The organism is Bifidobacterium sp. POST2/T3 (B1) (genome assembly GCF_058197115.1).
Window position 1 is genome coordinate 1 of the sequence record NZ_JBVPQK010000076.1, and the last position, 10,666, is coordinate 10,666.

Annotated in this window: 8 protein-coding genes; all 8 read right to left on the reverse strand. The window is 65.0% G+C overall.

Translation table 11 applies throughout. The annotated features are described in order from the left end of the window. Positions 1-1,724, reverse strand: a 1,724-nt coding sequence (gene acnA / locus AC0AP0_RS05270; protein ID WP_490429612.1) for an aconitate hydratase AcnA, incomplete at its 3' end; no start/stop codon positions are given. Between the two features lie 109 nt (positions 1,725-1,833). Further along, positions 1,834-4,320 (reverse strand): HAD-IC family P-type ATPase, encoded by a 2,487-nt coding sequence (locus AC0AP0_RS05275; RefSeq protein ID WP_490429613.1) that lies wholly within the window; start codon positions 4,318-4,320, stop codon positions 1,834-1,836. A 13-nt stretch (positions 4,321-4,333) separates the two neighbouring features. Then, positions 4,334-4,948, reverse strand: coding sequence for a substrate-binding domain-containing protein (locus tag AC0AP0_RS05280; RefSeq protein WP_490429614.1), 615 nt, complete (start codon positions 4,946-4,948; stop codon positions 4,334-4,336). A 1-nt stretch (position 4,949) separates the two neighbouring features. Continuing rightward, positions 4,950-6,236 carry a class I SAM-dependent RNA methyltransferase gene (locus tag AC0AP0_RS05285; RefSeq protein WP_490429615.1) on the reverse strand — a complete coding sequence of 429 codons (1,287 nt, stop codon included), beginning with the start codon at positions 6,234-6,236 and terminating at the stop codon, positions 4,950-4,952. After that, a complete protein-coding gene (locus AC0AP0_RS05290; RefSeq protein WP_490429616.1) occupies positions 6,229-6,915 on the reverse strand; it encodes a DUF3159 domain-containing protein in 687 nt (228 codons plus the stop codon). Before AC0AP0_RS05290 ends, AC0AP0_RS05285 begins: the two co-directional genes overlap by 8 nt. 4 nt (positions 6,916-6,919) lie before the next feature. Continuing rightward, positions 6,920-7,768 carry a DUF3710 domain-containing protein gene (locus AC0AP0_RS05295; RefSeq protein ID WP_490429617.1) on the reverse strand — a complete coding sequence of 283 codons (849 nt, stop codon included), beginning with the start codon at positions 7,766-7,768 and terminating at the stop codon, positions 6,920-6,922. Between the two features lie 37 nt (positions 7,769-7,805). Further along, positions 7,806-9,803: a dipeptide ABC transporter ATP-binding protein gene (locus AC0AP0_RS05300; RefSeq protein ID WP_490429618.1), complete on the reverse strand. Its 1,998-nt coding sequence runs from the start codon at positions 9,801-9,803 to the stop codon at positions 7,806-7,808. 11 nt (positions 9,804-9,814) lie between these two features. Beyond that, positions 9,815-10,666: ABC transporter permease (locus tag AC0AP0_RS05305; RefSeq protein WP_490429619.1), on the reverse strand; the 852-nt coding region annotated here is incomplete at its 5' end.

Sequence of the window (10,666 nt, forward strand, 5' to 3'; positions counted from 1 at the left end):
CAGGGGTCGAAGTCCATGGTGCCGGCCAGGGCGTAGGCCACCACCAGGGGCGGCGAGGCCAGGTAGTTCATCTTCACATCCGGGCTGATGCGCCCTTCGAAGTTCCTGTTGCCCGAGAGCACGGCCGTCACCGTCAGGTCGTGGTCGGCGATGGCCTGGTGGATGGCCGGGTCCAGGGGGCCGGAGTTACCGATGCAGGTGGTGCAGCCGTAGCCGACCAGCTCGAAGCCCAGGGCGTCCAGGTCCTTGCTCAGGCCGGTCCGGTTCAGATAGTCCGTCACCACCTGGGAGCCGGGAGCCAGCGAGGTCTTGACCCAGGGCTTGGGCTTGAGGCCCCGGGCGCGCGCCTGGCGGGCCAGCAGACCGGCGGCCACCATGACCGAAGGGTTGGAGGTGTTGGTGCAGGAGGTGATGGCCGCAATGACCACATCCCCGTCCCGCAGGCTGAACTCGCTGCCGTCGGCCTTCTTGACCGGCACAGCCTCGCCCTCGCCCTTGTCCTTGTCCTGGTCGCTGTAATCCTTGAGGTCCCGCTGATAGGTCTTCTGGGCCTGGTCCAGCAGGATGCGGTCCTGGGGCCGCCGGGGGCCGGCGATGGACGGACGCACCGTAGACAGGTCCAGCTCCAGCACCTGCGAATACTCAGGCTCGGGGCAGTCGGCATCCTCCGGGTCCATCCACAGGCCGTTGGCCTTGGCATAGGCCTCCACCAGGCGCACATGATCGTCGCTGCGACCGGTCAGACGCAGGTAGTCCATGGTGATTTGGTCGATGGGGAAGATGGCGCAGGTGGAGCCGAACTCGGGGCTCATGTTGCCCAGGGTGGCCCGATTGGCCAGGGGTACCTGGGCCAGGCCCTTGCCGTGGAACTCCACAAACCGGCCTACCACGCCCACCTCGCGCAGCATCTGGGTCACGGTCAGCACCACGTCGGTGGCGGTGACTCCCTCGGGTATGGATCCGGTCAGCTTGAAGCCCAAGACCTGGGGCACCAGCATGGAGATGGGCTGACCCAACATGGCCGCCTCGGCCTCGATGCCGCCCACACCCCAGCCCAGCACGCCCAGGCCGTTGACCATGGTGGTGTGGGAGTCGGTACCCACGCAGGAGTCCGGGTAGACCAGGGCCGGCCCCTCCCCCTTGGTCCTGTCCCTGCGCATGACCACCTGGGCCAAGTACTCCAGGTTGACCTGGTGGATGATGCCGGTGCCCGGTGGCACCACGCGGAAGTTTTGGAAGGCCTGCTGGCTCCAGCGCAGGAAGCGGTAGCGCTCACTGTTGCGCTGGTATTCCATGTCCATGTTGTGTTCCAGGGCGCCCGGCACGCCCGAGCTGTCCACCTGGACGGAGTGGTCGATGACCATCTGGGCGGGGATGAGTGGGTTGACCAGGGAGGGGTCGTCGCCCAGGGCCTTGACGGCGTCGCGCATGGTGGCCAGGTCGACCATACAGGGCACGCCGGTGAAGTCCTGCATGAGCACCCGGGCGGGGCTGAACTGGATTTCCCTGTCAGGCTGGGCCTTGGGGTCCCAGTCCAGAAGCTGGTCCAGCTGGTCCCGGGTCACCGTGGTTCCGTTCTGGTGCCGCAACAGATTCTCGGCCAGGATGCGCAGGCTGTAGGGCAGGTGGTCGATCCCCGGCAGGTCGCTGATCCGGTAGTATTCGAACTCCTCGGAGCCCACCTTGAGCTTGGAACGACCGGCATCTTGTGCGGATTCTGACATGCACCACCCCTTCCTTGGACGCTCGGGCCCTGCCCTGGCGCCCATGTGGACCGGCGGCGGGAGGACCCCAGGCCGTCAGTGACGCTATCTGTGCTTGTGAGGTTCATTCTTAGCGCCCATGTGTTACCTGACGGATGTAACGTGCGCATGCCGGATAGCCCAGTACGGCCAGGACCATGAGCAGGGCACCCGCCAGAGCGAAGGCCACAGTGGCTGCCAGGGCCGGACCGGTGGGCAGGCTGATGGCGAAGAACTGCGCCACCAGGGGGATCAGGGCCCCGATCACCCCGGCTGCGGCGAAGAAGAGGACCAGCAGGCCCCTCCAGGAGCGCAAAGGCCGGGCCACCTGGGTCAGGACCAGCACGCCCATGCAGAAAAGGACGATGGCGCAGACCGACCGCCAGCGCCCCAGGTCCCCGGGCCGGGCCAGGTTCAGGCCCAGCAGGCCGGGCAGGCTCCAGGCCGCCGTCAGCACAATCAAAGCAGTGGCGATGCCCGAGGGCAGAGCGAAGGTGACCACCCGCTTGAGGAAGCCAGGCCGGTAGCGCCTGGTGTTGGGGGCCAGCGCCAGGAAGAAGGCCGGCGTGCCGATGGTCAGGGCGCCGATGTAGGTGATGTGCCTGGGCAGGTAGGGGAAGGGGATGCCGGTCAGGACCACGCCCAGGGAGATCAGGGCCGAGTAGACGGTCTTAACCAGGAAGAGGCCGGCCACACGCTCCATGTTGGCCATGACCTGCCGACCCCGGGCCACCACGTCGGGCAGGTGGGAGAAGCGCGAATCCACCAGGACCAGCTGGGCCACGGCCTTGGTGGCGGCCGCCGCATTGCCCATGGCGATGCCCAGGTCCGCCTCCTTCAGGGCCAGGGAGTCGTTGACCCCGTCGCCGGTCATAGCCACCGTGTGACCCTTCAGATGCAGGGCCTGGACGATGGCCTTCTTCTGGTCGGGCAGAACCCGACCCAGCACGTCCAAGTCCTCCAGGACCTCGGCCAGGGCTGCCGTGTCCTTGGGCAGCTGACGGGCATCCATGGCCCGGGGGGCCCGGTCGCCAGTCAGGCCCACCTTGTTGGCAATGGCTGCCACCGTTGCTGGGTTGTCGCCCGAAATGACCCGGCACCGCACGCCCTGCTGGCGGAACCAAGCCAGGGTCTCGGCGGCGTCGTCGCGAATGTGCTCCGAGCAGGTGATCAGGGCCAGGGGCTTCAGGTTCCCGGGCAGGTCGGGGCTGCTGGTGAAGTAGTCGGGCCGGTCGGTGCCCGGGTACCCGTCGGGGGCGGCCAGCATCAGCACCCGGTAGCCGCGGTCGGCCAGGGCGGCCACCTGCTGGTCCACCTGGGGCCAGCTGCCCGCCTGGGATGCCAGGAGCACCTCGGGGGCGCCGAAATACCAGATTCTGCCGGACCGGTCGGCCACGGCGCTCCACTTGCGGGCCGAGGAGAAGGGCAGGCGGCTGACGGCCCTGCCCGGGTGCAGGTCGTCCATCCCCTTGAGGATGGCACGGCCGGTGGCGTTGGGGCTCTCCTCCGCGCAGACGTCCACCAGGGCCTGCCGCAGCTGCTGGACCGGCAGGTCCTCAGCCAGCGGATGCAGGTCGTCGTAGACGATGCCCCCGTCGGTGATGGTGCCGGTCTTGTCCAGGTTCAGGGCATCCACCCGGGCCAGGGTCTCCACGGACTCCATCTGCTGGACCAAAGTTTGATGACGGGCCAGGCGGATGGCGGCCAGGGCGAAGTTCAGGGAGGTCAAGAGGACCAGTCCCTCGGGAATCATGCCCACCACCCCGGCCACTGCAGACACCACGGCCTGCCGCCAGGCTCCGGTAGCCAGCGCCGTCTGAAAGCCGCCCACGGTCCGCATCTGGGTGAAGATGAGCAGCAGGCAGAGGGGGATGACCACCACGGTCATGACCTTGAGGATGGTGTTGATGCCCTCGTTCAGGTCGGAGCGGACCTTCTTGTAGACCTTGGCCTTGGCCGTCAGCGTGGCGGCGTAGGAGTCGGCGCCCACAGCGGTTACCTGGGCCAGGGCCATGCCCGAGACGGCCGTGGAGCCCGAGTAGACCTGGTCCCCCGGCTTGTGCTTGACCGTGCGCGATTCGCCGGTCAGCATGGACTCGTCCAGCTCCAGGCCGTAGGTGTCAATGATCTGCGCATCGGCGGGCACCTGGTCCCCGGAGCGGATCCAGAGCAGGTCCCCCTTGACGATGGCATCGTGGGGCACGGTCAGGTTGCGGCCATCCCTGCGCACTGTATAGTCGGAGGCCACCAGGATGGACAGCCCGTCCAGGGTGTGCTTGGCCTTGAGCTCGGTGGCCACGCCGATGCCGGTGTTGATGATGATGATCAGCCCGAAGACCGCGTCCTTCCACTGCCCGGTCAGCAGGACCACCACCATGGCGGTCAGGATGATTCCGTTGAAGAGGGTGAAGACGTTGTCGCGGATGATCTGGCCCAGGCTGCGGGAGGTTTGGTCCTGGGAGACGTTGACCAGGCCCTGGGCCTTCAGCCGCTCCACCTCCTGGGAGCTCAGCCCCGGCCGGTCGGTGTCCGGAAAGCCTGTGCCCACTGCCGTTTCCTGCTCATCACCTGTGCTCATCCTTGGCCCCCTCTCAGCCGACGCTCAGGCGCACGGCCATGATCCTGGCATGCGGTTCGTCGTCCACTATGGTCTGCAGAGCATCAGCCAACAAGGGCGCATGTGGATTCCCGGCAGGATCCACCGGGTGAACCGTAGCCGCATAGTAGAGCCTACCTGGGTCAGGGGTCCAAGCCTTGGCGCTTTGAGCGAACTCTACCACAGGGATGCCCGCCTTCCGGGCTGCCTTCAAGGCAGGGGTCCAGTCGCCGGCTCCAGGTTGGCGAATCAGAATCAGACTGACACCACGGTTGACAGCATCCTGCACCCCATCCTGCTGATCACTGGTGGACTGCGCTGAGGAGAAATAGCCCTTCATGCGCTCGGCTTTCAACGATGCCAGGATGCGGCTGTCAAGACCAGCATCTGGGTCCTTGTCACCCTTCTGCGAGCAGCCAATCAAAGCCACGAGTGTGTCGGACCGATCCACGCCATCATGGGGTACTGTACCCTCATGCCAGGAGTCGCCCACGGCCCTGTCCTCGGGGGCGCAGCCAGTCAGCATGGACAGGCTTGCCAGCATAGCGACCGCCATCAACAGACCGCACAGCCGCCTAAACACCGTCAAGACTTGCCCGGCGCGGCTCATGTCAGCGATGCCTTCCCACCGTGCGTGTGAAGACCGCTAGGGTCTCCACGTGGTGGGTCATCGGGTAGATGTCAAAGGCCTCAAGGCGCTTTGGGCTGTAGCCCAGGGAAATCAGGGTGGCCGTATCCCTGGCCAGACTGGTCGGATCGCAGGCCACATAAATTATGGTCCCAGCCCCGCTGGCGGCCAGCAGTCGGCAGACCGCAGCTTTGGCGCCTGCCCTGGGAGGATCCAGCAGGATCAGGTCGGGATGGCCCAGCCCCTTGGGCGGACCCCCAGCCAGGACCTTGGCCACGTCTCCACGACGCAGGGCCACCCGGTCCAGTCCGGCCCGCTTCACATTGTTTTTCGCGCTGGCAATGGCTCCGGCAGAACCTTCCACGGCCAGAAGCCGGGCTTGTCCGTCGGCCAGAGCGGCCAGGGGAAGGGTGAAGAGCCCTGATCCGCAGTAGAGATCCCAGATGACCGGCTCAGCGATCCCATCCAGGGTCCGCTCAGCCTGGTTCAATACCGCCTTCGTCAGCACGACCGGTGCCTGACGGTGAACCTGCCAGAATCCGTCGGCCCGGACCTGGTAATCAGGTCCCGCTCCGTCCTCCAGCCGCTCTGTTAGCAGGCGGCTCCCCTGGCGCAGACGGCCATTGACCAGCAGGGCGTAGTTGTCGCTAACCGGTCCCCCATCGCGCGGCTGGGGCACGGCCAGACGTATACGAGCTCCTGCGGGCAAACCGCCTTCCCAGATACCCAGGCCCTCGGCCAGCTTCAGCAACTCCTGTGTGGCAAGGGGCATGGTCTGAATCGGTAGACGGTCATGCGATCCCCGCCGACGCATGGAGGGACGGCCCTGGTCATCGGCCACCAGCTCGATGCGAGTCCTCCAGTGTAGGCCGCCCAACTCTTCATCGCCCGGAACCCGGGCTACAGGCACCTGGACATTCACCCCGCCCAGGCGGGCCATCTGCTGGCCGATCAGATCGGCCTTCCAGGCCAGCTGACCGGGAAGGCTCACGTGAACCAGATCGGCACCGCCCAGGCCTCCTCCCCAGGTCAGCGGTCCAGCCAGGGGCCAGACTGGCTCACGGCGGTCAGGGTTGGCCTCCAGCACCTGGGTGACCTCGCCCGTAGCGAATCTATCGGTCCGGCCGTGAGGCTCGTCCAGAAGAACCTCCACCAGCTCCCCAGGCAAGGCGAAGCGGACGAAGACCACCCGGCCGTCCTCCAAGTGGCTCACACAACGGCCCTGGTCGGCATAGCGTTCGATACGCAGACGAACCTTGCTCTCAGTCATGATCGGCGTGGACCTCCTGGTCGACCTGGCGACGATGGTAGGGACCTCCGATCAGCAGCCAGCTGATCCAGATGCCCAGAGCGAACAGGGGCAAACCCAGGATCAAGCGCGCTGCGCCGAGAAACCCAACAGAGCCAGCTATGTAAAGTGGCACCTGGACCAGCAAACGAAGCGCGAAGACGGCGATCCAGACCAGGGTGGCCTGGGTGTAGGCCCGTACCAGCTCTGGTTCACTGCGCCAGGAGGCAAGCCATTGTCTCCACCCGGAGACGACGGGTCGGCGCAGATACTCCACCAGCAGGCCTATGCCGGGCATCCGTGCCAGCAATGAGTCGCCCAAAACGATAATCCAAAATCCGTTCGTCAAAAATCCTGGCAGATAATAGTTGCGGGCATCCCGGGTCAGCCATGCAGCCACCAGGCAGATACCAACCGAGAGCAAACCGGTCAGGGCTCCCAGAAAGGACTGCCGCTGGACCAGACGAATCAAGAGCTGCACAACGGCCAGAGCCGCCGAAACCGCCACAGTCAGCCCCAGACGGCCGGTAAGCAGAAAGAAAACCAGAAATACCAGCCCCGGCAGCAGGGACTCGACAACCCCCCGCCATCCGCCGATGGCCTCCATGACGGAGAAATCGTCGTCAGCCAGCGCTGCCAGTCCGGAATGCTTCTGCTTCACAGCCTTAGCGGACCTCCGAGAACATAGGTCCGCGTGACAGTGTGGTCTTCACCTCGGTCTGCTGATCCGAGTTGAAGGGGCCCTCCGGCTTGTCGGGGATCTGCGCTGCCTCATCGTCCTTGGACTCCGTATCTTCGGCTTCTCCTCGGCGCTGATTGGGGGTGATGGGCGCATGCATGGGAACCAGGTCACGGGGGGCCAGGGGCTCATCGCCACGGACCACCACCAGGTCGGCCAGGTAGCCGTCGAGAACATCCTTCTCCTTGCCTCCCTTGGCTGCAGGGCCGGAGAAGATGCCTCGCAGCATCCAACGGGGTCCATCGATGCCCACCACCCGGGTCAGCAGGTTCTTGCCTTTGACCTTGACGGGCAGGGTCAGCTCCTTCCCAAAGACGCCGTCCACCTCCTCGCAGGAAGGGTTAGCCTTGAGCAGGTCGGCCCGGACCTCATCCCACAGGCCCAGGGACTTGGGTGCCGCGAAGGGCTCCAGCTCCAGACTGGAGGACCCGTAGGTGATGGTGGCTCCCAGCACGTCTCCAGTCTGCGAGTTGGCCTTGAGCCTCAGCTCGCTGCCCTGTAGGAAGGGCAACATCAGGGCGCCGATATCAAGGTACTCATCGGTATCGGGGGCCTCGGGATCCATGCTGTCCCAGGGACCCTGGCCACTCTGCTCGGCTTCGTCCTGCTCCGCAGCCGTCTCGTCACGGTCCTCCTCTGATGTCAGATCGGATTTTTCAGTGGATTCCTCAGCGCCCTCGAACTTGTCGAGCCCCTTGGACTGGTCCTCCTGATCCTCGATGTTCTCCCCGGCCTGCCTCTTGGCGCGTTTCCTGCCGAAACCGAACAATCCCATGATGCCTCATTTCCTTGTGAGTCTGTACAAAGGATACCTAGTCAAGACCCAGGCGCAGCTTGCCGCCGGGGATGGCGTCCAGCAGATCTTTGGTGTACTGGCGCTTCGGGTGGTCGAAGACCTCGTCGGTGGTGGCGTGCTCCACAAGCCGGCCGTGCTGCATGACCACCACCTCGTCGGCGATCTGCCTGACCACAGCCAGATCGTGGGTGATGAACAGGTAGCTCAGACCTTGCTCGGCCTGCAGGTCGTTGAGCAGCCGCAGCACCTGGTCCTGGACCAGCACGTCAAGGGCAGAGACGGCCTCGTCGCAGATGATCACATCCGGATTCAGTGCCATAGCCCGGGCGATGGCGATACGCTGACGCTGTCCGCCGGAGAGCTCGTTGGGGTAGCGCCCCATGACCGACTCGGGCATCTCCACCATGTCCAGCAGCTCCCTGACCCGCTTCTGCCGGGACTTGGCGTTGCCGATCTTGTGGATGCGCAGGGGCTCCTCGATGGAGCGGTAGATGGAGTACATGGGGTCCAGGGAGCCGTAGGGGTTCTGGAAGACCGGCTGCACGTGCCGACGGAACTCCATGAGCTGGTGGCTGCCGAAGTCGGCGATGTTCTGGCCCTCGTAGGTCACCCGACCTGAGGTGGGCTTGAGCAGGTGCAGAACCATGTTGGCCACGGTGGACTTGCCCGAGCCGGACTCCCCCACGATAGCCAGGGTGGTCCCCCGCTTGACCGAGAAGGAGACGTCGTCCACGGCCTTGAACATTTCCTTACGCCGCGGCAGCCTGAATTCACGGGTCAGGTGCTCCACGGTGATGACATGCTCACTGCGCTCCAGGGTGCTCTCGCCCTTGACGTGATGCTCCAGCAGGCCCTCGGCATCCTGACCGCGCTGCTTGGCGGAGATGATGCGCTGGGAGGCCAGCGAGGGCGCGGCCTGGACCAACCGCTTTGTGTAGGGGTGCTGGGGGTGCTGCAGGACCTCCAGGCTGGGCCCTGACTCCACCACCTGGCCCCTGTACATGACCACGATGTGCTGGGCGCGCTCGGCTGCCAGACCCAGATCGTGGGTGATGAAGAGCACAGCGGTGCCCAAGGACTCAGTCAGGCTGCGCAGGTGGTCCAGAATCCGCTTTTGGACGGTCACATCCAGAGCGCTGGTGGGTTCGTCCGCAATCAGAAGGTCGGGCCGGGAGGCCAGGCCGATAGCGATCAGGGCACGCTGACGCATTCCGCCCGAAAACTCATGCGGATACTGCCGCGCCCTGGTGGCGGCCTCAGGCAGTCCAGCCTCCGACAGCAGGCCGGCGATGCGGTCATTCATGTCCGAGCCGGTCACATGCTCCTTGGCCAGCTCCCAGGCCTTGTCGTCATCCACACCGGCGTCGATCAGGGACTTGGCCACGCCCCAGCGGGTCTCGGAGCCCACATCCCACTCGGCCTTCATGGCCTCCATGGTCTTGTCCACGTCGACAACCCCGGCATCACTCAGGGCCTGGCGAGCAGCCTCGAGCAGACCGGGCAGGTCCTTGGAGGAGATGAAGAGCTCGTCGTCAGACTTCTTTACCTTCACCTCTTCGTCGCCAACCAGGGCCTTTGCCAACCGGGAGCGCTTCTCCCGTGAGACATCCATATGGTTGGCGGTCAGCGCTTCCTTGACCTGGGAGCCGATGCGCCAGACCGGGTTCAGATTGCTCATGGGGTCCTGCGGAACCAGGCCCACCTGGGAACCGCGCAGCGCCTCGTAGTCCTTGCGGTCCAGGCCCACCAGCTCGCGGCCCTTAAGCCGGATGCTACCCCCGGTCACCTTGCCAGTACCGGGCAGAAGACCCAGCACAGCCATGGCCGAGGTGGACTTGCCCGAGCCGGACTCCCCCACGATCGCCACCCACTGGCCGGGATAGACGTTAAAGGAGGCGTCGCGAACTGCATGAACGGTGCGCCCATCGGCGGTGAAGTCCACCTGCAGGTCCCGTACGTCGAGCAGGGGCTGATTTTCCTGATTGGTAGTCATGTTCTTGTCTACTTCAGTCATGCTTCCTCCACTCAGGCCGTTCTGCTCTTGGGATCCAATGCATCCTTGACCGCGTCACCCATCATGATGAAGGCCAGCACAGTGATGGCCAGGGCTGCGGAGGGATAGAAGAGGACCGAGGGATTGGTGGTCAGCAGGCTCTGGGCCGTTGAGATGTCCCCGCCCCAGGAGACCACGGTGGAGGGCAGGCCGATGCCCAGGAAGCTCAGGGTAGCCTCCGAGACGATGTAGCTGCCCAGCGACATGGTGGCCATGACGATGACCGGGGCCAGTGAGTTGGGCATGATGTGCCGGAAGAGGTTGCGCAAGGGCGTGGAGCCCAGGGCCGTGGAAGCGGTGTTGAACTCCAGGTTCTTAGCCTCCAGGACGGCACTGCGGGTGATGCGCGCCATGTTGACCCAGCCGAAGAGTGTCAGGGTCAGGATGATCTTCCACAGTGAGGTGGAGGTACGGAACATCTGCAGGAGCACGATGGCGCCCAGAATCATGGGGATGGCGAAGAAGATGTCGGTGATGCGGCTGAGCACTGCGTCAACCCAGCCCCCGAAGAATCCAGCAATTGCGCCGATGAGCCCGCCGAAGACGGTGACCAGAATGGTGGTCATGATGCCGATGGCCACCGAAGTTCGAGCCCCGTGGATGACGCGGCTGTAGACATCGCAGCCCTGCAGGTCGAAGCCAAAGGGATGTCCCGGCCGGCCCGGCTCCAGAGAATTGGAAAGATTGCAGGCCATGGGGTCCTGCTTGGCGAAGAGGTTGGGGAAGAGGGCCACCAGGATGACCACGATCGCCAGGATTGCAGAGATGATGAAGAGCGGGTTGCGCCTCAGGGTCTTCCAGGCGTCGGCCCACATACTGGTGGG

Bases quoted from the DNA above. Each gene is read 5' to 3' on its own strand.
- AC0AP0_RS05275 (WP_490429613.1), bottom strand. From the start codon at position 4,320: ATGAGCACAGGTGATGAGCAGGAAACGGCAGTGGGCACAGGCTTTCCG.
- AC0AP0_RS05280 (WP_490429614.1), bottom strand. From the start codon at position 4,948: ATGAGCCGCGCCGGGCAAGTCTTGACGGTGTTTAGGCGGCTGTGCGGT.
- AC0AP0_RS05285 (WP_490429615.1), bottom strand. From the start codon at position 6,236: ATGACTGAGAGCAAGGTTCGTCTGCGTATCGAACGCTATGCCGACCAG.
- AC0AP0_RS05295 (WP_490429617.1), bottom strand. From the start codon at position 7,768: ATGGGATTGTTCGGTTTCGGCAGGAAACGCGCCAAGAGGCAGGCCGGG.
- AC0AP0_RS05300 (WP_490429618.1), bottom strand. From the start codon at position 9,803: ATGACTGAAGTAGACAAGAACATGACTACCAATCAGGAAAATCAGCCC.